The organism is Binatus soli (SeqCode), assembly GCF_050015535.1.
Lineage (GTDB): Bacteria > Desulfobacterota > Binatia > Binatales > Binataceae > Binatus > Binatus soli.
In genome coordinates, this window is the sequence record NZ_JBEKBF010000006.1 from 113611 (window position 1) to 137213 (window position 23603).

Here is a 23603-nt window from a genome sequence, read left to right on the forward strand (position 1 = left end):
GGAGGCCCTTTTTTCACTTTTTCACTTTTTCACTTTTCCACTCTTTCAATTGCGAGACGCGTGGCGCCTGAGTTTCCAAGGACAACAATGTTACCCCGCACTCACCCACGGCGCGACCCGCCAGGCCACCTGGCGGCCGGTAGATGAGGGTACAGCTTTCTGCGCTTGCGCGCTCTTCTTTTGTGTCATCCCTCCCTCCGTCATCCCGAGCGAAGCCGAGGGACCCCGGATAACCGCCCGAAAGGTGAGGCGCCTTATTGGTGCCCAGACCTTGGAGCCTGGGACATCGTCATCACAGCCCGCATCGTCTCTGACCCGTATTTCCGCACCAAGCTGGCGATAAATTCCGGTTCCACGGAGCGCGCATATGCGAGGTAGCCAGCCAAATAAGCCCGCTCTTTCGATTCCAAGCCCGCAACAACTTTATGCTTGTGTATCATGCTTCGTATCTTGCGCTTCTTCTCTCTTCCCAATGACACCTTTCCGTCAGAGGAAAGCGACAGCCCGGTAACCAGGCGCTTCTTCTTGCGTGAGGTGTGAACCGTTTTATCGTCGTTTAAGCTGAGCTTCGGGTATTCTATCGAGCCCAAAAGCTCCAAGACCTTTTCCCGAGCCAGCCGCAAGACATCAGGTGTACGCGTGGAAAAATATAAGTCGTCGGCGTACCTCGTATACGTCACGTTTGAGTCTGCGCACCATCGGTGCAAGAGATCGTCAAATTGAAACATAATTTGATTCGACAAGGCAGGCGACGATGGTGCGCCGATCACTAGCCCACCGCTGCGAGTAACTGCGGCGACCAGTAATTCAATATCGGTGTCTTCTTCGACAAAGTGCAGGTGCGGCCGATTTTTAACGAGATGTCGTCTTATGTCGCTACCCTTAATCGAAGGGAAAAACTGCTGAAAATCCAACCTCAAAAGGTAGTTGTTCGTAACATGCCGCTCTGCATGCTTCCTAACGCTGCTACCCTTTACGTACGCCGCCGCGGCGGTGTGGATTGGGATATCCTGTATAACATTGGCGACAATCCAGCGCTGGAGAAATTTGAGCGCGCGCGAAGGTTGCTGGATGATCCTTTTCTCATCACCGTGACGTTTATCAATAAGATAGACCTTGTAAAAGTGACTAGCCGAGCGTGCTAGCTGCTCTATATACAAAGCAGTTACACCAGTCTTCTTGGCTATGACGCTGGCTAACATCAGGAGTTCTCTATACGCGCACCAAATTTGGGAAGTACCGTGAATAAATCCCGGAATGTTCGACGAGCAGTTGACTTGGGTTTTCGCCAGCGATTTCTAGCAAAGGAGGTGCAGACGGCTCGATTAAATAATAATAGTCGTTATCGGCTGGCAGGCGATCGACATATTTCGCCGAGACGAGGACAGACAAGAGCTGTCTCACGCGCTCCATCTCGTAATTTCCTTTGCCAAATACGAGTTCGATGATTCGCCTCATGCCCTCTAGGTCGAGGGACGGAAATAGGCTCATGAGATAAAGCAGAAATGCTAATTGCTTTGCGGCCGTTAGCTCGTTAAAGGAGTGCATGGAGACCCCGGTTTTGCCTTTGGGTGGCGTGTTCTCGATACGTTCTTTTATGACTGCGAAGTCTGGCGGAGTTGCATCGAAGTTCAGCACGAGTCTCTTGTATTCAAGTTTGGTATGCCGCTCGATTTCATCAATCGGCCCGCGGTTAAGGAATGAAGTCTTTTGCTCAGAGGCAGAGTTTACGATCAAGCAATTACAGCGGACGTTTCCCTTGGCCGCGAAGTAGCCGGTCTCCGCAAAAGACCCGACGGATTCTGGGAATACGATTACACAGTCCGCAACGCTGCCAAGAAATTCCTCGAATTTAGCGAGTCTCAGAGGGGGCGGGTTGTCGTGGGAGACCACATCTTGCGCGGCCTTCTCAGCCAAGAAGGTCCTGCAGGTGGGCATGTTGGTGGCCGCCCAATCGAGGAACTGCCCCCGCATGGTCTGCCGCCGTGTCCGGCTCAGCCTCAACCCCGGGGCCACCCAATCGAGAAACCGCTCTTTTGCAGTAAGTGGGACCGGGTCCGTAGGCCCGCCACAGACAAACAGAAGTTTGGCTCCTGGAAGCACGGAAACCGACTTTGTTTTGAAAGCTCCAACCACCCTTTCCAAAGCTTTGGAAAGCGCAGGATGATCGAACGGGTGGCCCATGGTTGCTCTTACTTTGAGCGGGCGGGTTTCGACGCCCGGCTCGCGTACGAGGAGGGCGTCGAAACCCGCCCCGCAGCATGACGGTCAATACGTAACAGCCTGGCGAATCGCCCGGCATAAGGCTCGCGTTTCGTCAACGGGAACCTGACTAAGAGCGAGGGAAGGATACGAATTGGAATTCGTCGCGTCAAGAGGAGCAAGCCGGAACTACCGTATTTGGACCCGCCCCGCTATAGACCCGACGGCTTCCCTGTGCAAGGTTCCGCGCCGGGTTTGTTCACACGGTGTTTCCAGCGGCGCCGGGAGCGGCCAGTTCTCGCCCGATGCTCTCGTTCCAGTCCTGCTCGCTTGAACGTGTGCTCTTCGCCCGTCAAGCCACTGCTTCGTAATTTCTTCTCCTGAACTAAAACACGTTTCACGTGAAACGTTGTCGTAAAAACCTCAGCAGGACAGCACCATTTCCGACCACTTTTGGAAAAATTGACTGCCATTGCGCAATGCCGGAACCGGGATTCTTCGCTACAGCAGCTTTCGCTCTAGAATGACACAAAGAAAAAATCCGCCGTCCCCCTTAACCCTTCTAACAGGGACGAAGTCCCGCATCTTTGTTTTAACACTGAGTGCAGGGGTCACCCCTCCACCCGATGCTAAGGCCGCCCGCCGTTGGCGGGCGCGGCCCCTGCCAACGGCTTAATACTGCGCTGCCGTCGCCACGGCCAGGGGTCACCCCTGCCAGGGGTCACCCCTGCCGCGCGCTAAGCGTCCGATTCAGGCTGGATGCGGACGTTCGGACCGCTTTTTCCGGGTCTTTTTGCGCGCCTCCCTGGTCTTGGCCTGCAGTCTCGATTTTTTCCGTTTGCGCCGACGCTTGATTTCTTTTTGCCGTTCGCTTGCCATCTAACCTCTCTTCTTTTCTTGCTTAGTCCAGCGGGACCGTCCGTTCCACCTTTGCGCCGGAATTGAGATGGATTCCAGCCGAAGTTACGTAGGGCTTGCCCTTGCCGGACCGATTTTCCACATAGGCATCGTAGTCGCCGGGGTCAAGTTTGAAGCGATGTTCGCTTCCCGGATCGCTCTCGGCGACTTTGGTCTGCGTTCCTGCGCGGATAATTACCACGCGAGTAGAGTTATCGAACGGAATCTTCGACATCACGGTCTGCACGACCAAATCAGCCTTCACAACTTCGTCGAGCGTCAGCAGCGCGCGACGGCCGGGCGCGAGCTGCAACGCGTGCCAGTCGTAGCCTTGCGGGGGTGCGTCGACGTGGACGTCAACCTCGCTGGGTGCGAACAGATATTTGTCGCCCGAAATAAAGCTGGCGACCTTCGCGTGCGGCGAGTCGGTGGTGGTCACGGTCACGCCGAAGCCGGGATCGGCGCCGGTCTTGTCTTTCACGCTGACCTGCAGCACGGCAACATTTGCTATGAGGACGGTGTGAGTGCGGCCGGCCTCGATCTGGACGGCGTCCTTGACGATTTGGCCGCCGACGATCGGCATCACCAGTTTGTATTCGCCCGGCGGCAGCGCGACCGACGAGCCGGGCGTGACCTGGCCGGCCTCTTTGCCGTTGGCCGCGATTACGTGCGCGGGATTTTTCGCGCCGGCGCCTTCTTCGCCGAGGACATCGAGCTTCAGGTTCCCGGTTTGCGCCGCGCGCGCAATCGTCGCGGCAATCGAGGCGGCTGCGAGCAAAGCGACTACGGTGGCGAGCAGGCGAATCGGTCTCATAGGCGGAATCGTATCTTATGGCGGCGGTGCGGCCCGCGCTACCGCGCCCGTCGCAGCCGTCCTTTCTCTTTCCACTTACTATCCTCTCGCGTTACGCTGGCTGAACGCCAATGAAACTCTCGACGCGACTGCTCGGCACTTTCTTCCAATTCCGCTCGGTCAAGGAATTGCTCGCCCGCGCCAACGAAGCGCGCTCGGGCGACGAACTTGCGGGAATCGCCGCGCGCTCCGAGCGGGAACGAATAGCAGCCAAGGCCGTGCTCGCCGATCTCACGTTGAACGACCTGCGCGAGAACCCGGTCGTTGCCTACGATCGCGACGAAGTTACGCGCGTCATCGACGACGCGCTGGATCGCGACGCATTCGCCGCCGTGCGCAACAAGACTGTCGGCGAATTTCGCGAATGGCTGCTCGACGACGGGACGACCGGCGATGCGATCCTCGCGACCGGCCGCGCAATCACCGCGGAGATTGCCGCCGCGGCCGCCAAGCTATGCACCAATCTCGATCTGATCGCGATTGCGTCGAAAATTCGCGTCGTCACCAGCGCGCGCACCACGCTTGGCCTCGCGGGCCGGCTCGCGACGCGCCTCCAGCCCAACCATCCGCGCGACGATCTCACCGGAATCGCCGCCGCCATCTACGAAGGCCTCGCCTACGCGACCGGCGACGCGCTCATCGGAATCAACCCGTGCATCGACGAGCCCGACAACATCCGCCGATTGCTCGAACTCACCGCCGACATCATTGAGCGCACCGGAGTGCCGACGCAAAACTGCGTGCTCGGCCATATCAGCACGCAGATGCGCGCGCTCGAGGCCGGCGCCCCGATGGACATCATGTTCCAGAGCCTGGCGGGGACGGAGAAGGGCAACGCCGGTTTCGGCATTACGGTTAAGATGCTCGACGAAGGCTACGCGATGATTCGCGAGATCGGCAGCCTGCGCGCGCCGAACCTGACGTATTTCGAGACGGGGCAGGGCTCCGAGCTGTCGGCCGATGCACACGAGGGCGCGGACCAGGTCACGCTCGAGGCGCGATGCTATGGGCTGGCGCGCCGCTACGCGCCACTTTTGGTCAACACCGTGGTGGGCTTCATCGGCCCCGAATATCTCTACGATGCGAAACAGATCACGCGCGCCGGCCTGGAAGATCATCTGATGGGCAAGCTGCTCGGAGTCCCGCACGGGGCCGACGCATGTTACACCAATCACGCTCGCGCCGATCAGAACGACTGCGAAAATCTGGCGGTGCTGCTGGCATCGGCGGGATGCAACTACTTCATGGCGGTGCCGATGGGCGACGACGTGATGCTCTCTTATCAATCCACCAGCTATCAGGACGCCGCGGCGCTGAGGGCAGTGCTCAAGCTGCGTCCCGCGCCCGAGTTCGAGGAATGGTGCGAAAGTCGGGGAATTCTCCGCGACGGCCGTCTCACTGCGCGCGCCGGCGACGCGAGGCTGCTGATGAATTCGCCGGGCACGACAGACGGTGAGGCAGATTTCGACGCGATGCGCCGCGCGACGCCCGCGCGGCTTGACGTGGGACGCGCGGGCCCGCGCTACACGACGGCCGCGATGCTCTCTCTGCGGGCAGATCACGCGCGCGCCGTCGATGCGGTCATGACGCTGGTCGCGCGCGATTGGCCGCGGCGCAATGGCCTGCTTGAAGTTCGCTCGCAGGCCCTCACGCGCGAGGATTATTTGCGTTATCCCGAGCGCGGCCGGCGTCTTGACGCCGCCGATGCTGCGCGCGTGGCGCGCCTTGCGCCGCGCGGCCGCGGCAAATCGGCGACGCCCAGCGTGCTGCTATGCATCGGCGACGGACTTTCATCGGCTGCGGTGGAGAAGAACGCGGCGCCGCTGATGCGCGCGCTCACCCGGCGGCTCTCGTCGCGCTACCGCCTCCTGAAGCCGATCTTCATCCGAAATGCGCGGGTCAGAATCGAGGACCACCTCGGCGAAATATTGCGTCCCGACGTGGTCTGCATGATCGTTGGCGAGCGTCCCGGCCTGGCCACCGCCGAGAGCCTGAGCGCGTACGTGATTTACCGGCCCACGCTCAAATCGATCGAGCCCGACCGCACGGTGATATCGAACATTCATCGCGGCGGGATTCCGATCGCGGAGGCCGGGCGCAAAATCGCGGCGCTGATCGACGACGCGACCCGATTGCGGGCGTCGGGCGCCGCACTGGCGGAGAAAACCCCGCCCGCGCCATGATCCTTGCGCGACTGGCGCCTGCTCATCCGAAAAACTACGCTGGAAAACATAAAGCCATGTCCGATCGTGAGTCAGTGCTTGCCGCCAACCGCGCCTTTTACGACGCCTTCGAAAGTCTCGACGCCGAAAAGATGGAAGCGGTTTGGCTGCGCGACCCGCGAATCATTTGTATTCATCCCGGATGGCGCAAACTTTCAGGATGGGGTCCGATCATGTCGAGCTGGGAGCGCATCCTCGACAACGTATTCGAGATCAAGTTCGAGTTCGGGGAGATTGAAGTGACGATCAGCGGCGACCTGGCGATCGTCGTCGTCGAGGAAACCCTGACCCAGCACGGCTACGACGGCACCGAGCGCTCGAACGTGCTCGCGACCAACGTTTTCGAGCGCGTGGGCAATGGATGGTTCATGGTGATGCATCATGGGTCGCCGGTGATGGCGCCACCCGACGACGAGCCGCCGCTCCAGTAATTCGCAACCTGCCGCAACTGTGCGAGGGGAAAATTCGACGATGCTCAAACGCGTTGACAGAGTTCAGATTGCGGTCGCCGACAGCAATGCGGCCGAGCGGGTCGTCGCAGAAGTCTTCGGTGCAGAGCTGGTCCGCCGTGACAAGGCGGCGCCGCTTGGCGCCAGGCGAACCACGATGCAAGCGGGGGCGAGCTTCGTCGAAATTCTCGAACCCGATGGGGCAGGAGCGGTCCAGGATTTCGTCTCGAAGTGGGAGACCGGACTGTTCGGCGCGGGATTTTCGGTGGACGACCCCGACGCCGCCGCGCATCATCTCGCGAAGTGCGGCGTCGGCTTCGAGCAATCCGCGGGACAACTCTATCTCGACTCCGCCGCGACGTTTGGGATGCGCACCGTCATCTCGCAGCATCGCGAACGCGCGCCCGTCGGCGCGATAAAATGGGCCTACGAAGTCACCAATGTCGTCGGCGATTGGCAGGCCGCGTCCGCCCGCTATGCGCGCATCTTCGGCCTCGACGCGACCAAGTTCAGTCCGATCGAGAGCAAGGATTTCGGCTACACGGGCACGCTGACGCTGTTCGATCCTCCCGCGCGTCTTGACCGCGTCGAGATCGCGCAGATCACCGACGCGAACCTTGCGATGGGCCGCTTTCACAAACGCCGCGGCGACTCGCTGTACATGTTTTTCGTCGAGACCGACGACGTCGGCGCGCTCGAAAAGCGGCTGCAAGGGCGCGGCTCTCGCTTCGCGGCGCATCGCCGCGACGAGGCGGGGCTGGCCGAATTGTTCATCCATCCTTCGGCATTTCTCGGCGTGCTGGTCGGGGTGAGCCGCACCGAGCATGCGTGGCTGTGGTCCGGCGATCCCGAACGTGCGCGCCGCGCCTCAATGGCGCGCGCCGGCAAGGCGTAACGGCTATCGTTCAAGGCCTTTGCCGCGTGGCGTGCCTGTGATATCCTTACTGCAGGTAAGGAATCCTACAGATGGTAAGGAATATGGCTGCGTCGACTCTGACGAGAAAGGGGCAAACCACGATCCCGCTAAAGGTTCGAAGCCATCTCAAGCTCCGGCCCGGCGACAAGATTGAGTTTGTCATCCAGCACGACGGAAAAGTCGTGATGACACCGAAGAATATCGACATCCGCGAACTTGCCGGGATGCTTGGCCGCGCTCCACGCCATCTCACAATCGAGCAGATGGACGAGGCTGTGAGGAGCCGATTTCGCCGACCGTGAAGGGGATCGATACCAATATCCTGGTTCGCTATCTGGTCAGAGATGATCCCGCGCAGTTTCGAGCGGCTTCCCGGCTTATCGAGAACGATTGCTCAGTACAGGAGCCGGGCTTCGTCAATCAGGTGGTCCTGGTGGAGTTGGTATGGGTGCTCGAAAGTGCATTCAAGCTCGCGCGTCCTGAAATTGTTAGAGCGCTCGGCGCGCTGTTGCTTACCAGCCAGCTATCGATTGAGCATCCGGACGACGCGCGTGCCGCGCTCGATGAATACCAGAACGGCGCCGACTTCGCCGACAGCTTGATCGCGGCGGCGAACACCCGGGCTGGGTGCGAATACACGGCGACATTGGACCGCAGGGCAGCTCGCCGAAAGGGATTTCGCCTGGTCAAATGAAAAGCCGGCAGTCGGAGGACCGCCGGCTTGAATTCGCCAACCGCACTTCGCGATCGCGGGCTACTTTGCCTCGCGCATCGCGCGGACCAGAATCGCCGCCAACTCGGGCCGCGTGAATTCGGGCGGCGGCGCATCGCCCGCCCGCAGCATCTCGCGAACTTTCGTTCCCGACAGTATCAACCGGTCTTCGTCGGCATGCGGGCAGGTCTTGAACGACGCCATCGAATTGCATCGCTTGCAGTAGAACGTGTTCTCGAACATGAGCGGCGTTATTCCCATTTCGGACGGCTCGAAGCGCTCGAAGATTTTCTGCGCGTCGTAGCTGCCGTAGTAATTGCCGACGCCGGCGTGATCGCGCCCCACGATGAAATGCGTGCATCCGTAGTTGCGCCGCGCGATCGCGTGCAGGATAGCCTCGCGCGGGCCGCCGTAGCGCATGTGCGCCGGGAACACGCCGATCATCGCGCGATTCTTGGGATAGTACAGGTCGAGCAGAACCTTGTAAGTCTCCATCCTGACCGCGGCGGGCACGTCGTCGCCTTTGGTTTCTCCCATCAGCGGATGGATCATCAGTCCGTCGCAGATTTCGAGCGCCGTTTTCTGGATATACTCGTGCGCGCGATGAGTCGGGTTGCGGGTCTGGAAGGCGACGATTTTTTTCCATCCCCGCTCGCGAAACGCCGCGCGCGTCTGTCGCGGCTCGCGCGGGTAATCGAGGAACGTGCGCCCCGGTATTTCCTCGATCAGCGTGAGCTTGCCCGCCAGGCAGTACGGGGGCATCGAGGTGACGTTCTTCGCTCCCGGATGCGCGTCCTCGGCGGTGCCGAACACGTTTTGCGCTTCGCTTTTGCGATCGACTTTGTAAATTTCCGCAAGCTTCAGAATCGCCAGCCGCCGGCCGTCTTCGGTCGCGAGCGCGATCTCCTGTCCGGCTTTCAGTGATTTCGCTTTCGTTGTCGTTTCATCGACGCCGAGCGTGATTGGAATCGACCACGGCACTCCCGACGCAAGCCGCATCTCGTCGCGCGAGCGAATGTAATCCGCCTCGCCCATGAAGCCCGTCAGCGGAGAGAACGCGCCCGACGCGAGCATCTCGAGATCGGCCAGGTCGCGCGCGTTGAGCGTAACGGCGGCGAGTTTCGCGCCGTGCGCCGCCAGGGCAGCGCGCTCGGAGGCCGGCGCTTTCAGATCGACCAGCTCGCCGCCGCCATGAGCCGCGATTGCGTCGTCGCGCACGCTCATCGCCGTGCTCCCGGGCTTACGTAGTTCAGCTCCTCGAGCCGCCCGAGCAACTTGGCCATGCTCTGCGCGACGGTTTCCGTGCTGCTATCGACGACGAGTTCGGGCTTCAGCGGTTCTTCGTAGGGGTCCGACACGCCAGTGAAGGATTTGATCTCGCCGGCCAGCGCCTTCTTGTAGAGCCCTTTTACGTCGCGCTCGACGAGTTTGTCGATCGTGCAGCGGACATACACTTCGAAGAAGCGCTCGTGATGGCGGCGCACCTCGTCGCGAATCTCGCGGTAGGGCGAAATCGCCGCTGAAATAGCGATCACCCCGTTGCGCGCCAGCAGATGGCACACATACCCGATCCGCCGGATGTTGATGTCGCGATCCTCCTTGGAAAAGCCAAGTCCCTTGGAAAGATTGGTGCGGACTTCGTCGCCGTCGAGGATTTCTACGCGATGCGTCCGCCTGCGCAATTCTTCGGCGGCCAGATTGGCAAGCGTGGATTTCCCCGCCCCGGACAGGCCTGTAAACCACAAGGTAAAACCTTGATCCATCGGCAAAAACTGATGCTCCCTTAAGAATTAGATTACTTGGTGAACGTTAAAAATTACTGAATCTTATCGAAAGAAACAAGGCCGCGGTTGTCCTGGAGTTGGGCGCGCCGATCGACCTGTTCAGGCGCGCGCAGCCGGCAGGTTCAGGTAAATCGCGAGCGCCGCCGGTGAGCCGAAGATTTCGGTGGCGCCTGCCGCGAGCAACCGATCGCGCGCGACATCGGCGGCCGCGATTCCATAAAATCGCACGCCACAACTTTGCGCGGCCAGCAGGTCGGCTTCGCTGTCGCCAACAAACGCGGCCTCCGATCGATCGACGGAAAACAATTCGAGCGCGCGAATCAGCATGTCGGGCGCCGGCTTGAGTCCGAGCAGAGTGTCGCGCCCGACTATTGCGTCGACGGATGCGTCGCCTTTCCTGTCGAACCAGCGTTTGACCGTTTTCGACGAGTTGGATGTCACGATCGCGACGGCGGCGCCGGTTTCTTTCAGAGCCTCGAGCGTTTCGATCGCTCCTTCCAGTGGTTGCGCGCGATCGACTCCAGCCAGCTCGATTTTCTCGATTATCTCAGAAGCGCGGCGTAGTCCTTCCGTGACCCGGGGTCGGTTGGACTCCGCGAGCATGAGCGTGCGGTAGGCGTCATAGAGCGGGAGATTGCCGCGCGGGATTCGTGCGAACATCTGGTCCGGCGCGCCGATGGAGCGCAGGTAGGGTTCGAGCATGAGCCGGCCGCCGGCCCAATCGACCTCGGGCTCGAGCCGCGCGATCGTGTTGTCGAAATCGAACATCCAGAGCTTGTACATTGCGTTGGTGCGGCGTGACTTAAGAATCCGTCACGGATGAACGCGGACCCTGGTTTGATAACCATCGAACTCAATGATCGCCCGCGACGGATTTTCCACGTATCCAGCAATCAGCTTGAACGCCTCCGCCGTCGCGAGCATCGCGATAAAATCCGCAGCTTCAGAGCGCCTGTCCACTCCTGCAAGCATCGACGCATCGACGCTTGGCGCAATGGTCGAGCCGCCAGGGATGACGGCGATTTTTCCCGGCGCGTCCAGGCGCGCGACTACCCACGCTCGCACGTCGCGATAGCTCACGATTTCATCTGCAACTTTTCGCGCCGCGTCACTTCCAACGATCAAGAGCGCCAAATCGACGCGGCCCTGCGACTCATCCGCGACAGTGACAGATACGTCGGCGTTCAGTTCGCGCGCCGCAGCGATTTTCCCGGCGAATCCACCCCGGCCGCCGGCCACTCGAACGCCGATCGCTCCGACCCCTGCGCCAACCAGATAGGCGAGCGGCGCTTCGATATCGCGCGCGTCGCCCGCCAGCAGCATCCGTGCGGCAAGCAAGCGTTCCTGGCCGCGGCCGCCGACGCGCGGGACGATTATCTGGCGGCTGTAACGTTCGATTTGCGCGTCAGTCAGGGTCATCGCGATTGCGTTAGTTGCCCGGCGATTGCGGCTCGCGCCGGCTGCGCGCATCGCGGCTCTCCGGCTTCCACGCGCCGCAGCCGCACCCGGGGCGCGGACTAACCGCCGCAATGCGCACCCGGGCCGGGCCGGACGCGTCGTATGTGAGAATTTTTCCTGAGAGCAAGGGCCTTTGCGCGCGCCAGGCGCGCATCGCCTCCGCCGCCTGCATTTCGCCGATCGCGCCCGCGACAGGACCGACGATCCCGGCCTCGCGGCAACTCTGGTTTTCGTTGTCATCGGGCGGAGTCTCGAACACGCATCGGATGCACGCCGTCTCGCCCGGAATTACCGTCATCGCTTGCCCGGTCATCCCGACTACACCGCCATAAACGAACGGCGTCCGCGCGGCGATGCACGCGTCGTTGATCAAAAATTTCGCGGCCGGATTGTCAGTCGCGTCGATTACAAAGTCGTGTGCGGCGACCAGACGCGCCGCGTTGGACGCTTCGAGCGCAATCGGATGCCGTTCAACGTTGACATCGGGGAACCGCTCGACGAGCCACCGCGCCGCGGCATCAACCTTCGGCGTGCCGGCATCCCGGCTTCGATAGATCACCTGGCGAGCAAGATTCGACAGTTCGACCGGGTCGGGATCGACAATCGTCAGCCGCTTCCGTTGTGCGCCGGCTCGCGCCAGCGCCCACAATGCGGGAACGCCGAGTCCCCCCAAGCCGACGATCAGTATTCGTTCTGTTGCCACTTCGGTCGTGCTTCTCCCGCCCGTTGAGAGCCGCAACGCCATCAGTGCTTGTGGGAAGCTGGTGGAAAATCCTGCGACGACGATAAGGCTGAAATCGCTAACAGTCAGCTAACGGTAATATGCGAGCGCGTGCGTTGTCAATCGACGAAGCAATCGGTCAGGGGCCTGCCAATTCGGTTGCTACTTTCCCCGCATTTGTCTATGTTGCCGCAACATACAGGCGGGGGCCTTTTGGCGGGGAACGAAATTCGCACGGTCGGACTGCGGATTTTGCGGATGAAATGCATAGGAGATCGGCGATGACCTCTCGATCGGCGGGGCTGGCTATTCGTCTGTTACTTGCGGTCGCAGGGCTGTCTCTCGGCGCGGGATGCGATCCGTGCCCCAGTTGCTCCTCGAAGCCGAGTCCGACGCCGACTTCGATCATCAGTCCGACGCCGACTAAAACCGCGACGGCGACGGCCACCGCGACGACGGCTACGGCCACCGCCACTGCGACGGCGACGCGAACTGCTACGGCCACTGCGACGGCGACGTCAACCGCCAGTCAGACTGCGACCAAGACGGCAACTCCAACAGCAACGGCCACTGCGACGGCGACGCCGACTGCGACCGCCACTCAGACTGCGACTAAGACGGCAACTCCAACAGCGACGGCCACCGCGACGGCGACGCGAACAGCTACGGCCACTGCGACGGCGACGCGAACAGCTACGGCCACTGCAACGGGAACTACGACGGCGACGCCGACCGCCTCGCCGACGGCGAATGTGCAGATTCCCACGGCCTCAAGCATATTCTCGGTCGATCCTTCCGCGGGACGGGCATTTGTGGCTCTGAACCAATTGGGCGAGGACGGAAACGGGCAGGTCGCGGCAATAAACGTGGGCGTGGATCCCGACACGACGGATCCGCGCCTAGGGTTGATCGACCTGGGTCATCCTGACCTGCCGGGAGGCGCCGCCATCGACCCGGCCAGCCACGAAGTGCTGGTAAGCAGCGGCCAGGAGGGTAACGGCGGCTTCCTCGACCTCATCGATGAGACCAGCCTGGCCATCGTCAGCGGCTCACCGTTCGCCTTTCCGCCGGGGTCCGACTCTGGGGTGACGCCGACGGGCGCGCCTGGCCAGGTTCTTTTCGATTCGGTAAAGGGCGCGGCGATCGTATCGACAGGAGACGCGAGTACCTGCCCGACTGCCGGCGCGTGCACGGGCTTTGCAGGGTTCAACCTTGCCACGCAGACGTTCGGTCCCGTCATCCAGTCGTATCTTGCCGATTCGTTTGCGCTCAACGCGACCACCCAAACGATAATCGCGCCTGCCGACGCGATCGATCCGGGCCTAGGCACTGGCCAAGGAATGGATGCGATCGACCTGCCCAATTCCACAGGCTGCATCATTTCCGATGAGAGCGTCAGTGCGCTCGCGGCAGATCCGGACAGCGCTGGGTTCGATCCCACGACCAACATCGTCGTAGTCGGCAACTACGATTCCTCGCAAGCCACGGTCATAAATCTGAACGGCGCGGCTTTCGATGAAACCGTCACGCCGTGCATGCTCAACGAGGGTGGCACGCTTCCCAACTCCGTCAACATCGATACCGGAACAGACGCGGATATGCCGGGGGTTGCGGTCAACCCGGTTACTCACCAGGCATTTCTGACCGACGTGGACGGACCGGCAATTGCTCTCGTCGGTTTGCCCTCATCGCCGGTGACCCAGCTTGGCAGCGGGATGGTCACTGCGGTCGCCCAATCGACGATCCCCAACGATCCGAACGGCAATCCATTCGTCATCCAAGCTTTTCCGTATGCGACCGTCGTCGACGCGGCCAACAACCTGGGCTACGTACTCAGCGCGAGCTTCGACTTCATAGTCCAGATCGATCTCTCGGTCCTGCAGAGCAATCCGGCGGCGATCACGACCCCGCTGCCCAGCGGATCGTGCGCGGGTATCTCAACCGCGTTTGCCTGCGACAACGGCAACGGCGTGAAGTTCTTCCCAACTGGGTTCGTCCCTGAAAGCGAAAATACGATAACGGTCACCAACACCACCGACCCGGCAAGCACTTCCGGCAACGGGTTCTGCACCCTGCGCGAGGCGATCAACAACGCCAACGCCGAGTCCGATACCTCAGGCGGCGACTGCGCGGCGGGCACCGGCACCGACTACATCAAGTTCAGCGTCAGCGGCACGATCACGCTGGTGGGCAGCGGTCTTCCCGCGATCCAGAACACACTGACAATCGATGGAACCGGGCAGACCATCACGGTCAGCGGGGCCAATCTTTATATTGTCTTGGCGGTGAACGGGGGCGCCACTCTCAATCTGAATAACCTGACGATTGCCAATGGCAGCGCGCCTTACGCCGGGGGCGTCTCCAATAGCGGCATTCTGACCGTCACCAACAGCACCTTCTCGGGCAATAGCACCAGCGGCGGCGCCGGCGGCGGCGGCATCTACAGCATTGGGGGCATGCTGACGGTCACCAACAGCACCTTCTCGGGCAACAGCACCAGCGGCGACGGCGGCGGCATCTTGAGCTATGGGGGCACGCTGACGGTCACGAACAGCACCTTCTCGGGCAACAGCGCTGTCTACGGCGGCGGCATTTTCAACGAGATCACGACGACGGCGAGCGTCACCAACAGCACCTTCTCCGGCAACAGCGCCGCCTCCAACGGCGGCGGCGGCGGCATCCTCAATGAGAGCGCGCTGACGGTCACCAACAGCACCTTCTCTGGCAACAGCGGCGGCACCGGCGGCGGCATTTACAACGAGTACACGGCGACGGCGAGCGTCACCAACAGCACCTTCTCGGGCAATAGCGCCAGCTTGAGCGGCGGCGGCATCTACAATGGGGGCTCGGCCACTCTTAGCAACTCGATCCTCGCGGGCAGCACGGATGGAAACTGCGCGGGGACCGGGACGCCGGCTGTCACCGACGGCGGCTACAATATCTCGGATGACGGCACGTGTAAGTTTACTGGCACCAATGTCACCACCAGCAAACCGATCGGCGATAGCGTCAGTGATAGCAATGTGGCGCTCGACCCCCTTGGGCTGCAGAATAACGGCGGGCCTACCCAGACGATCGCGCTTGAATCGGGCAGTTATGCGATCGCCGCGATCCCGGCTGCCGATTGTCCGGCCACCGATCAGCGCGGTGCTCCACGGCCCGCGCCGGGATACAGCGCCTGCGACGTCGGCGCATTCGAGTACGGCGGCATCGCTCCTGCGCTTGCTCCGTACGACCGGAGGAAGCCTGGTCAGAGGGGTTCGACCCGCATACGGTGACGGCTTATGTCAGCCCCAACGGCAAAAAGGCATACGCTGTGTTGGAGAACGGCGACTTCAGCTACGTGGCTGTGGTCGATCTTCAGGGGCTGCCGAGCGCGCCGCGAACGGGAGGGCATACTGCGCCCAGCCCGCTTCCGGCCGGCCTGGTGACTTTCATAGCGGAGTAACTAGCGGCTGCCGATGAGCAGTTCCGCGATCTGAACGCCGTTGAGCGCCGCGCCCTTGCGCAACTGGTCGCCCACCACCCAGAAGTTCAGCGCGTTCGGGCAGCTCAGGTCTTCGCGAATTCGCCCGACGAAGCAGTCGTCCTGTCCCTCGGCGATGACCGGCATCGGGTAGCGATTGTGCGCTGGATCGTCGAACAGCCGAATCCCCGGAAAATGCGCGAATGCCTCGCGCGCGTCGGCGGCCGCAATTTTCGTCTCGGTCTCCGCGTTGACGGAAATCGAATGCGCCGTGAAGACCGGCACCCGCACCGTGGTCGGCGAAATCAGCAATTGGGGCTGCTCGAGGATCTTCCTGATCTCGTTGACCAGCTTGATTTCCTCGCCCGTGTATCCGCCTTCGACAAATTTGTCGATATGCGGAATCAGGTTGAACGCAATCTGATGCTGAAAAAATTTCACCTTGAGTGCCTCGCCCCTCGACCACGCCATCGTCTGCTCGCGCAGTTCCGCAACACCATTGACGCCCGCGCCGGATACCGCCTGGAAACTCGTCGCCACCACGCGTCTGAGACGCCCCAGGTCATGGATCGGCTTCAGCGGCATCACGGTGACGATCGTCGTGCAATTCGGACACGCGACGATTCCCTTGTGATTGCGCGCCGCGCGGGGGTTGATCTCAGGCACCACCAGCGGAACGTCGGGGTCCATTCGAAATGCGCTCGACTTGTCCACGACGATCGCGCCCGCCTTGACCGCGATCGGTGCGAACTCGCGCGACTGCGCCGAGCCCGCCGAGAACAGCGCGATATCGATTCCGTTGAACGAGTCGGCGTCGAGCCGCCGCACCGTTATCGACTCGCCCGCGAACGTCACGGTCTTGCCCGCCGATCGCTCCGACGCGTACGCGCGCAGCTCGCGAATCGGGAACTTGCGCTGTTCGAGAATTTTGAGCGTGGTCTGTCCGACTGCGCCCGTTGCACCCACCACCGCGATTCGTTGTCCGCTGGCCATTGATTGATTCTCTCAGGTCAATTCGTCCGATTCCATATGGCGATTGTTATTCGAGTGGCCGGCTCGGGGCCGGTGATTCTCAGAGCCAATCCTTCGTCCATCGGTTGGGATCTTGCGCCGGCCCCCTGCCTATCGCGACCGAATCGAGGCCGGCCCATCCAGTCCAGCCTCGGTCGCCTCGCCGAGCATTCGCATTCCGTAGCGAATCAGCGCCGCCAGCCGTTCGACCCGCGTCAACAGTTCGCCCTGCTCGGCACGCGGCGCGTCGGCCAGCTCGGCGGCGACGGCGGCCAGATTCTCGCGCATCAGTTGCACCGCGCGCTCCAGGTTTTCGCGCTCGGGCGCTGGCACGCGGGCTTTGCGCCGCGCCTCCTGGAGCTCCGCAAAATCGATTATCTCGGCCATTTATGATTCACGCTTCGCGCGAGCCATCGCAAAAGATTATCGCTTATCAGGGTAGCGCCTGGAAACCACAAGACAGTGCGGCGACTCACCTTAATTTCTTGCCCGCGCGCCGCTTCTCCGCGAGCGTCCGATATCCACCCTCGGCGACCCATCGCATCTGCCGCGCCATCCCGTTGAGAATCTCGACCTCGCGCGCCGTCAATCCGCTCCGTCCGAAAATCTCGCGGATCGCGAACATGATATGGTCCGGATTGTCGTCGGGAATAAAACCGATCGAGACCAGCGCCTCCTCCATCCGCGCCAGCATCGGGTCGCTGATCGCCGCGGCTACGAAATGCGGCGGGCGGGCGGCTTCGATTTCCGCCGCCGCCGATTCTTCCGCCGCCATCATCAGTTCGTACGCGACGACTACCACCGCCTGCGCCAGGTTGAGCGACGGATATTCGGCTGCGGTCGGGATTGTGATCAACCGATTACAGAGCTTGAGCTCGCGATTAGTCAGCCCGCGGTCTTCGCGGCCGAAGACGATCGCGATTTTGTTCGAGCCGGCAATAGCATCGAGTTCCGCCGCCGCCGCGCGCAGCGGATACGCCCGGCTGCGATAGCCGCCGCGGCGGCTGGTCGTGCCGACCGCGACCGAGCAATCCGCGAGAGCGGCCGCCAGATCGGGATAGACGGTCGCGCGCGCCAGGACGTCATCGGCATGCACCGCCATCGCGGCCGCCTCGCGATCGTTCAACGTGCCGGGCGCGACCAGGCGAAGGTCGTCGAAGCCCATGTTCTTGAGCGCTCGCGCCGCCGCGCCGATATTGCCGGCCGATTGCGGCCTGAACAGCACGAATGCGAATCTCTCCCGCAAAGCCATCTTCTCATTTAACCGTAGCCTCTAAGGAATGCGAAACCGCCGCAGCCAGCCTCGCACCTCTTCGCCTTCACCCTTCTAACGGGGCCCTTCGAGTACTCAGGATAAACTCCGCCCGCATCTTTGTTTTAACATTGGGTGCAGGCATCACCCCTGCTGAAACCCACGGTGGGTTTCACTACAATCAAGTGTATTCCTCCGATGAAAATAATTTCCTTCGGCGACGTTCACATGGCGACCCGCAATCTCGACCGGATGGGCGAGGTGATGCGCGATTGCGACTTGATAATCCTGTCCGGCGATCTCACCAACTTCGGCGGCATCGACGACGCGCGCAAGGTCCTCGCCGACGTCCGCCGCGCATGTCCCGCCGTGCTCGCGCTATCCGGCAATCTCGACCGGCGCGAGGTGATCCCGTTCCTCGAACAAGACGGAGTCGCGCTGCACGGCAAGGGTCTCGTCAAGGGGGGAGTGGGGATCTTCGGATGCGGCGGCTCGAATATCACGCCATTCGGCACGCCGACCGAGTTCAGCGAAGACGAAATCTATGCGACGCTGCGCGCCGGTTATGACTTCGTGCGCGACGTGCGGCCGCTCCTGATGGTTTGTCATACGCCTCCGTTCGACACCAAATGCGATCGAATCCTGAGCGGCAAGCCGGTCGGCAGCACTGCCGCGCGCCAATTCATCGAAGAAGTGAAGCCCGAAGTTTGCATCTCGGGGCACGTTCACGAATCCGTCGGCGTCGATCGAATCGGTCCGACCAGGATTTTCAACGCAGGCCCGTTCAAGGGCGGCGGCTACGTAGTTGTACGCACCGGCGACGGGCGGCTTGACGCGAGGCTCGAATTTCTTTGACGTGCCCGCTTTGTCGCGCGTCGATCAATCGCTTCGCACGTACGCCGGAAAAATCGCCAACGCATGGCCGCTGGTGCTGCGCAACTCGTTCCGGCTACTCTGGCGCTTCCGGCCCGGACGCGCCGCGAAGTAGGGCCGGAGATTGTTGCGGGGGCGGAACAACGGAATAGCTCTGCACCTCGAGGCCGTTTACACATTTTTGTCGAAGGGAGAATTGCTTGCGCATGGATGCGACCGACAATGTTCGGATGAGGTTTGATCATGTTTCGATCGCGGTGAAGTCCATCGACCGCGCCTACGAATTCTTCGCGAAATATTTTCCAATCAAGTTGCGCAGCGCCAAATCGATGGACGAGCAGGTCAGCGGATCGTTCTACTGGCAGGATTTCCACCTCGGCGGATTCGTCGTCGAGCTTATCGAGGATCCGCCCGGCAAGCCCGGCTTCGTCACGAAGTTCATCGACAAGCACGGCGAGGGGATGCATCACTTGTCGATCGAGACGGACAATCTGGACGCGATGGTTGCCGGGCTGAAGGCCGGCGGAGTGCGGGTCGTCGACGAGCAAAAATACGATTCAGGCTCCGCGACCGCGTTCATCTCGCCGCGCTCCGCCTTCGGCGCGCTGATCCAGCTCTGGCACACCCCGAATTGGGAACAGGCCCATCCCAAGCCGGCGCCCGACGGCCTGGCCTACTTCGATCACGTATCGATCGCGGTCAAGGATATCAACGCAGCCTACAATTTCTTCACGCGCTACTTTCCCGGCACGAAAGTTACCCACGAGCCACACGTGAGCAATTCCCAGGGCAACTTCGCGCTCGGCCATCTCGAGGTCGCCGGCTTCAAGCTCGAATTTATCCAGAGCCCGGCGCACAAGACCGACAACGACTTTGTCGGCAAGTTCATCGCGCGCTACGGCGAGGGGATGCATCATATTTCGATCGACCTCAAGGATTTTGACGCGACCTGCGAGCGGCTCAAACGCGACGGCGTCCGGGTGGTGGATGAAAGGCGAAACTGGCGCGGCGAGCGCCAGTACTTCATCTCGCCGCAGTCGGCCTTCGGCGTGCTGATCCAAATCTGGGAAGGCCTTCAGTGAGGCAGGGGCAGACCCCTGCACCCAATGCGGGATTTCTCTTCTCCTCAGCCGAAGGGGTTTCGCATTCTGAAAAGGCTACAATTAAGTGAATCGTATGATCCTCGCCGCATTCTTCGACGCTGCCGGCACGCTGTTCGAGCCGCGCGAGCCCGTCGGACGCACCTACGCCCGCCTCGCGCGGCAATTCGGCCTCGACGCTCCCGAGGATACCGTCGCGGCCAGTTTTCGCCGAGCTTTCGGTGCGGCGCCCGCTCTGGCCTTCGGACCCGGGCATGGGCCCGACGAGCTTCGACGTCTGGAGCGGGAATGGTGGCGGCGGCGCGTGGGCGAAACGTTCGCGCCGATGGGCACATTCCCCGACTTCGATGCCTACTTCGACGCTCTATTTGCCCACTTCGCCGATCCCGATCATTGGATTGCGGATCTTGAAGCGGCGCCGATGCTGCAACGTCTAAAGAATGATGGACTCAAACTGGGCGTGATCTCGAACTTCGATTACCGCTTGTATCGAATTCTCGACGGCCTCGACCTGATCCGTTACTTCGATTCGATCACGATTTCCTCCGAAGCCGGCTATGCCAAGCCCCGGCGCGAGGTGTACGAGGCCGCTTTCTCGGGTGCCGGCGTCAGCGCGCATGACGCGATGCATATCGGCGACTCGGAGCACCTCGATTTCGCGCCGGCGGCGGCCATCGGGATGGCTGCCGTCCTGATCGATCGCGGTAATAAGCAAGCCGCGCCATCGATCGCGGCCCGCACCGCCCGAATTTGTTCGCTTGCCAGCGTCCCTGAGGTTGCGCAAGTATTCTGACTCGCTTGACGTTATCGCGCCGTTATTCTTATCTAAGGCCACAATTTTCAGGGGAATAGTATTTTGGGGATTAGCAAAATGAACCGTCTGCTTTTTTCGCATCGCCTGATGGTGATGATAACCGCGTTTTTCACGCTCGCCTTCAGCGCCGGCATCGCCGCCGCGCAGAGCGTCGGAGAGCTGGAGAGCGAGCTTTCGAGCCTCTCCGGCCAAATATCGTCCGCCGAGTCCAACGATTCGACCGCCGACCAGGTGATCAGCCGCCTCGACAACGCCGAGGGAACCTTCGCCAAGCTCACTTCGAGCGGCAAGGTGGACAAGGGTGCGCTCATCCCGCTCTACCGCCAGCTCGAATCGATGCTCGATCGGATGGACACGGCCTTTGCGAAGAAGAAAGACGATTGCATCGCGCAGATCGACAACGGCGGGCAATGCGACTACGACAAGCCCGAGCAGTTGTCATTGCGCGCCGCATATCCGCTTGCATGGCTGCGGTTCACGGCTGCGACCACTCTGTTCGACGATAACGCCGAGCAATCGAAGAAACTGCTGAACGAAGCGATCGACGGCTTCACCGCCAGCACGCTGGCGATGCCCGATCCCAACCTGATTCGCGAAAATACGCTCGGCCGCGCCTACTGCGAACGCGAGTTGGGCAAGTTCGATCACGCCGAATACGACCACGCGATCGCCGACTTCAAGAAAATAATGGATGACGGCACCGGCACGCAGCAATATGCCGCGGCGCGCGAGGGACTCTCCACGACTTACGCCAAGATGGGTGAGGCGGGGAAGGCTGCGGAGATGCTTCCGGTTGGTGGTGGCGGGAAAGGCGGATCCGGCCAGCTCATGCTTCAGTTGCAGACCCTGTTCAGCGCCGAACGAGCCACCAGCGACCCGGCCAAGAAGGCTGTTTATCACAAGCAGATCATCGACGCGATGAAGTCCAAGGAAAACGACAAGGAAGGATGGGCGATCGATGTGGCGGCGGCGTCGAAGTTTCCAAACAACGTGGTCGAGGAATTCGGCAACTCGAGCGATCCGTTCGAGAAATGGTTGCTCGCCGCCGTCCTGCTCTCGCGCAAGGATGAGCCCAACGCGGCCAAGTACTATGCCGAGGCGGGCGCCAGCGGAAAATATCCCAAAGCCTACAAGTTTGCCATCGACATCTATCTGCGGGAGAAACGCTACGACCAGGTCGAGGCGATGCTGAGCAAGATCGCATCCGGTGGCGGCGGCGACGCGCAATGGGCTGCGTACGTGAGATACAGCCTCGCGCATCACCGATGGGAGCAGGGCGGTTCGAAGGATACTGCGCTGGAAGATCAGTGGGTGAAGGACGGGCAGGACTACCTGCAGAAATATCCCGATGGTGAGCACGCCGCCGAGATGCGCGTGGCGCTCGCCGATCGCCTGCAGCGACAGAATAAATACGTCGAGGCCGCCCAGTTGTATTCCCAGGTCAAGGGCGACCCCGAATTCACGTTCACCGCCAAGTTCAAGGCCGCGGAGTGCTACTACGCGGAGCTGCAGGGCGCCAACGCCAAGGATAACAAGGGGCCCAAGATCGATACCGAGTCGCTCAGAAAGCTGACGCTCGAAAACGTGAGCGAGGCAATCAAGATGGGCCCCGAAGCGGAGCACACCGCCTCCGGACCTGGCAAGAAAGCAGTTCATGATATTCGCGGTGAAGCGGCCTACATGCTTGCTTCAATCCTGGAAGAAGACCCGGAAAAGGTCGATTACGCGCAGGTCGCGACGCTCCTTGGCGGCTACGAATCTGAATACCCGAGCCTGAGCGCGAAGTTCCAGGATGTGGCCGAATGGCGCATCACGGCGCTCGATCATCTCGGCAAGTACGACGAGGTTAACACCGATGTCGCCGGAATCGTCGAACGCAACAAGGGCAATACCGCCAAGGGCGATTTCATCAAGGGACTTGGAATCGATTTTTGGAAGGCCGCGCTGGAAGCCAAGGCCAAGGGCGATCAGAAGGCATATCTGGCCAACGCAAAGTTGACCGCGACCGCATACAACTTCTTTGCCGACATGGTGTCGTCGGGCAAAATCCCGGTTAAGAATCTGACCGGCACGCTGTCAATCCTGGGGCAGGCTCTGCAGGCCATGGGCCAGGAAGAGAAAGCTGAGACCATCTACAAGGAGGTCGTGAAGGCCGACCCGGCATCGCCCGACGCGAACGCCGGACTTGCCCGTATCGCGCAAGCCAAGAAGGACTGGAAGAACGCGGTGACGCTGTGGACCACCGTCGAGAACACTGCGGCCGAGTCCGACCCCCTGTGGTATGAGGCGAAGTACAACATCGCGGTGATCTACAACGAGCAAGGCAACACCCAGGGCGCATGCAGCAAGCTGGCGCAGACGCGCGCCGAACATCCCACGCTGGGCTCGCCTGTGATGAAGACACAGTGGGACGCGCTGCAGCGCAAGCTGTGCCTCGATCGCAAGGGCAGCTAGCAGCTCAGATGCTCAAGAAGATTCATCACGTCGGCGTTGTCGTGCCGAGTCTCGACGCGGGCTTGAGCTTCTGGCGCGACACGCTCGGCCTGCATTTCACCAAGAGCGCCACGATTGAAGAGCAGGGCGTAAAAGCCGCGTTGCTCAAAGCCGGCGAGAGCGAGATTGAACTGCTCGAGCCGCTCGATCCCGACAATGCCGTGGGCAAATTCCTCGCGCGGTGCGGCGGCGGCTTGCATCACGTATGCTTCGAGACCGACGACGTCGCACGTGAGCTCGAAGCGGCGCGCGGCAAAGGAATCCAGCTAATCGATCAGAAGCCGCGCCGCGGCCTGGCGGGCATGATCTGCTTCCTGCATCCCAAGGCCACCCGCGGCGTGCTGGTTGAATACGCCCAGCCACCCGGCGAGTAGAGAAAG

At 61.3% G+C, this 23603-nt stretch carries 24 protein-coding genes; 12 read left to right on the plus strand and 12 right to left on the minus strand.

The annotated features are described in order from the left end of the window. Positions 1-254: 254 nt before the first annotated feature. From ABR989_RS06255 to ABR989_RS06270, 4 genes are all read right to left on the minus strand, one after another. Positions 255-1202 carry a retron St85 family RNA-directed DNA polymerase gene (locus ABR989_RS06255; RefSeq protein ID WP_428126660.1) on the minus strand — a complete coding sequence of 316 codons (948 nt, stop codon included), beginning with the start codon at positions 1200-1202 and terminating at the stop codon, positions 255-257. Between the two features lie 10 nt (positions 1203-1212). Then, entirely contained in the window at positions 1213-2184 is a 972-nt protein-coding gene (locus tag ABR989_RS06260; protein ID WP_428126662.1) for a retron St85 family effector protein, read from the minus strand. Positions 2185-2952: 768 nt separating this feature from the next. Next, positions 2953-3081, minus strand: coding sequence for a hypothetical protein (locus tag ABR989_RS06265; RefSeq protein WP_428126664.1), 129 nt, complete (start codon positions 3079-3081; stop codon positions 2953-2955). A gap of 22 nt (positions 3082-3103) precedes the next feature. Further along, complete coding sequence (locus ABR989_RS06270; protein ID WP_428126666.1) at positions 3104-3913, minus strand: hypothetical protein; 810 nt, start codon at positions 3911-3913, stop codon at positions 3104-3106. Between the two features lie 110 nt (positions 3914-4023). Here ABR989_RS06270 and eutC point away from each other — a divergent pair, with 110 nt between their 5' ends. From eutC to ABR989_RS06295, 5 genes are all read left to right on the plus strand, one after another. After that, entirely contained in the window at positions 4024-6135 is a 2112-nt protein-coding gene (gene eutC / locus ABR989_RS06275; RefSeq protein ID WP_428126668.1) for an ethanolamine ammonia-lyase subunit EutC, read from the plus strand. A 56-nt stretch (positions 6136-6191) separates the two neighbouring features. Next, positions 6192-6605 (plus strand): nuclear transport factor 2 family protein, encoded by a 414-nt coding sequence (locus ABR989_RS06280; protein ID WP_428126670.1) that lies wholly within the window; start codon positions 6192-6194, stop codon positions 6603-6605. A 40-nt stretch (positions 6606-6645) separates the two neighbouring features. After that, positions 6646-7518, plus strand: coding sequence for a VOC family protein (locus tag ABR989_RS06285; RefSeq protein ID WP_428126672.1), 873 nt, complete (start codon positions 6646-6648; stop codon positions 7516-7518). 83 nt (positions 7519-7601) lie between these two features. Continuing rightward, positions 7602-7841 (plus strand): AbrB/MazE/SpoVT family DNA-binding domain-containing protein, encoded by a 240-nt coding sequence (locus ABR989_RS06290; protein ID WP_428126674.1) that lies wholly within the window; start codon positions 7602-7604, stop codon positions 7839-7841. Beyond that, the gene (locus tag ABR989_RS06295) at positions 7838-8233 is read left to right on the plus strand and encodes a type II toxin-antitoxin system VapC family toxin (protein WP_428126676.1); all 396 of its coding nucleotides are present in this window, start codon (positions 7838-7840) and stop codon (positions 8231-8233) included. Before ABR989_RS06290 ends, ABR989_RS06295 begins: the two co-directional genes overlap by 4 nt. Positions 8234-8293: 60 nt before the next feature. Here the strand turns inward: ABR989_RS06295 and sat are convergent, their stop codons facing one another. From sat to ABR989_RS06320, 5 genes are all read right to left on the minus strand, one after another. Continuing rightward, on the minus strand, positions 8294-9475 hold the full coding sequence (gene sat, locus ABR989_RS06300; RefSeq protein WP_428126677.1) for a sulfate adenylyltransferase: 1182 nt from the start codon (positions 9473-9475) through the stop codon (positions 8294-8296). Then, positions 9472-10014 (minus strand): adenylyl-sulfate kinase, encoded by a 543-nt coding sequence (gene cysC / locus ABR989_RS06305; protein ID WP_428126679.1) that lies wholly within the window; start codon positions 10012-10014, stop codon positions 9472-9474. Before cysC ends, sat begins: the two co-directional genes overlap by 4 nt. A gap of 120 nt (positions 10015-10134) precedes the next feature. Next, complete coding sequence (locus ABR989_RS06310) at positions 10135-10818, minus strand: HAD family hydrolase (protein ID WP_428126681.1); 684 nt, start codon at positions 10816-10818, stop codon at positions 10135-10137. Between the two features lie 30 nt (positions 10819-10848). Next, positions 10849-11454, minus strand: coding sequence for a ubiquitin-activating E1 family protein (locus ABR989_RS06315; RefSeq protein WP_428126683.1), 606 nt, complete (start codon positions 11452-11454; stop codon positions 10849-10851). A 10-nt stretch (positions 11455-11464) separates the two neighbouring features. Then, entirely contained in the window at positions 11465-12196 is a 732-nt protein-coding gene (locus ABR989_RS06320) for a HesA/MoeB/ThiF family protein (protein ID WP_428126685.1), read from the minus strand. Positions 12197-12495: 299 nt separating this feature from the next. On the opposite strand from ABR989_RS06320, the gene ABR989_RS06325 reads away from it, so the two are divergent. Both ABR989_RS06325 and ABR989_RS06330 read left to right on the plus strand, forming a co-directional pair. After that, positions 12496-15492 carry a choice-of-anchor Q domain-containing protein gene (locus ABR989_RS06325; protein WP_428126687.1) on the plus strand — a complete coding sequence of 999 codons (2997 nt, stop codon included), beginning with the start codon at positions 12496-12498 and terminating at the stop codon, positions 15490-15492. Next, the gene (locus ABR989_RS06330; protein WP_428126688.1) at positions 15489-15662 is read left to right on the plus strand and encodes a hypothetical protein; all 174 of its coding nucleotides are present in this window, start codon (positions 15489-15491) and stop codon (positions 15660-15662) included. The genes ABR989_RS06325 and ABR989_RS06330 overlap by 4 nt, the downstream gene beginning before the upstream one ends. Here ABR989_RS06330 and ABR989_RS06335 read toward each other — a convergent pair whose 3' ends face one another. From ABR989_RS06335 to ABR989_RS06345, 3 genes are all read right to left on the minus strand, one after another. Then, entirely contained in the window at positions 15663-16673 is a 1011-nt protein-coding gene (locus tag ABR989_RS06335) for an aspartate-semialdehyde dehydrogenase (RefSeq protein WP_428126689.1), read from the minus strand. Positions 16674-16802: 129 nt separating this feature from the next. Then, a complete protein-coding gene (locus tag ABR989_RS06340) occupies positions 16803-17078 on the minus strand; it encodes a hypothetical protein (protein ID WP_428126690.1) in 276 nt (91 codons plus the stop codon). Between the two features lie 85 nt (positions 17079-17163). Further along, entirely contained in the window at positions 17164-17943 is a 780-nt protein-coding gene (locus tag ABR989_RS06345) for an RNA methyltransferase (RefSeq protein ID WP_428126692.1), read from the minus strand. Between the two features lie 198 nt (positions 17944-18141). Between ABR989_RS06345 and ABR989_RS06350 the strand changes: the two genes are divergently transcribed. The 5 genes from ABR989_RS06350 (at position 18142) to mce (ending at position 23597) form a co-directional block, all read left to right on the plus strand. Continuing rightward, positions 18142-18798 (plus strand): metallophosphoesterase family protein, encoded by a 657-nt coding sequence (locus ABR989_RS06350; RefSeq protein ID WP_428126693.1) that lies wholly within the window; start codon positions 18142-18144, stop codon positions 18796-18798. A gap of 224 nt (positions 18799-19022) precedes the next feature. Next, a complete protein-coding gene (locus ABR989_RS06355) occupies positions 19023-19898 on the plus strand; it encodes a VOC family protein (protein ID WP_428126695.1) in 876 nt (291 codons plus the stop codon). 94 nt (positions 19899-19992) lie between these two features. Beyond that, positions 19993-20709 (plus strand): HAD-IA family hydrolase, encoded by a 717-nt coding sequence (locus ABR989_RS06360; RefSeq protein WP_428126811.1) that lies wholly within the window; start codon positions 19993-19995, stop codon positions 20707-20709. A gap of 78 nt (positions 20710-20787) precedes the next feature. After that, entirely contained in the window at positions 20788-23184 is a 2397-nt protein-coding gene (locus ABR989_RS06365) for a tetratricopeptide repeat protein (protein ID WP_428126696.1), read from the plus strand. A gap of 8 nt (positions 23185-23192) precedes the next feature. After that, the gene (mce, locus tag ABR989_RS06370; RefSeq protein ID WP_428126698.1) at positions 23193-23597 is read left to right on the plus strand and encodes a methylmalonyl-CoA epimerase; all 405 of its coding nucleotides are present in this window, start codon (positions 23193-23195) and stop codon (positions 23595-23597) included. The last annotated feature ends 6 nt before the right edge of the window (positions 23598-23603 follow it).

Coding starts and splice junctions, on each gene's coding strand:
- ABR989_RS06255 (WP_428126660.1), bottom strand. CDS start 1,202: ATGTTAGCCAGCGTCATAGCCAAGAAGACTGGTGTAACTGCTTTGTAT.
- ABR989_RS06260 (WP_428126662.1), bottom strand. CDS start 2,184: ATGGGCCACCCGTTCGATCATCCTGCGCTTTCCAAAGCTTTGGAAAGG.
- ABR989_RS06265 (WP_428126664.1), bottom strand. CDS start 3,081: ATGGCAAGCGAACGGCAAAAAGAAATCAAGCGTCGGCGCAAACGGAAA.
- ABR989_RS06270 (WP_428126666.1), bottom strand. CDS start 3,913: ATGAGACCGATTCGCCTGCTCGCCACCGTAGTCGCTTTGCTCGCAGCC.
- eutC (WP_428126668.1), top strand. CDS start 4,024: ATGAAACTCTCGACGCGACTGCTCGGCACTTTCTTCCAATTCCGCTCG.
- ABR989_RS06280 (WP_428126670.1), top strand. CDS start 6,192: ATGTCCGATCGTGAGTCAGTGCTTGCCGCCAACCGCGCCTTTTACGAC.
- ABR989_RS06285 (WP_428126672.1), top strand. CDS start 6,646: ATGCTCAAACGCGTTGACAGAGTTCAGATTGCGGTCGCCGACAGCAAT.
- ABR989_RS06290 (WP_428126674.1), top strand. CDS start 7,602: ATGGCTGCGTCGACTCTGACGAGAAAGGGGCAAACCACGATCCCGCTA.
- sat (WP_428126677.1), bottom strand. CDS start 9,475: ATGAGCGTGCGCGACGACGCAATCGCGGCTCATGGCGGCGGCGAGCTG.
- cysC (WP_428126679.1), bottom strand. CDS start 10,014: ATGGATCAAGGTTTTACCTTGTGGTTTACAGGCCTGTCCGGGGCGGGG.
- ABR989_RS06310 (WP_428126681.1), bottom strand. CDS start 10,818: ATGTACAAGCTCTGGATGTTCGATTTCGACAACACGATCGCGCGGCTC.
- ABR989_RS06315 (WP_428126683.1), bottom strand. CDS start 11,454: ATGACCCTGACTGACGCGCAAATCGAACGTTACAGCCGCCAGATAATC.
- ABR989_RS06325 (WP_428126687.1), top strand. CDS start 12,496: ATGACCTCTCGATCGGCGGGGCTGGCTATTCGTCTGTTACTTGCGGTC.
- ABR989_RS06335 (WP_428126689.1), bottom strand. CDS start 16,673: ATGGCCAGCGGACAACGAATCGCGGTGGTGGGTGCAACGGGCGCAGTC.
- ABR989_RS06340 (WP_428126690.1), bottom strand. CDS start 17,078: ATGGCCGAGATAATCGATTTTGCGGAGCTCCAGGAGGCGCGGCGCAAA.
- ABR989_RS06345 (WP_428126692.1), bottom strand. CDS start 17,943: ATGGCTTTGCGGGAGAGATTCGCATTCGTGCTGTTCAGGCCGCAATCG.
- ABR989_RS06350 (WP_428126693.1), top strand. CDS start 18,142: ATGAAAATAATTTCCTTCGGCGACGTTCACATGGCGACCCGCAATCTC.
- ABR989_RS06355 (WP_428126695.1), top strand. CDS start 19,023: ATGGATGCGACCGACAATGTTCGGATGAGGTTTGATCATGTTTCGATC.
- ABR989_RS06360 (WP_428126811.1), top strand. CDS start 19,993: ATGATCCTCGCCGCATTCTTCGACGCTGCCGGCACGCTGTTCGAGCCG.
- ABR989_RS06365 (WP_428126696.1), top strand. CDS start 20,788: ATGAACCGTCTGCTTTTTTCGCATCGCCTGATGGTGATGATAACCGCG.
- mce (WP_428126698.1), top strand. CDS start 23,193: ATGCTCAAGAAGATTCATCACGTCGGCGTTGTCGTGCCGAGTCTCGAC.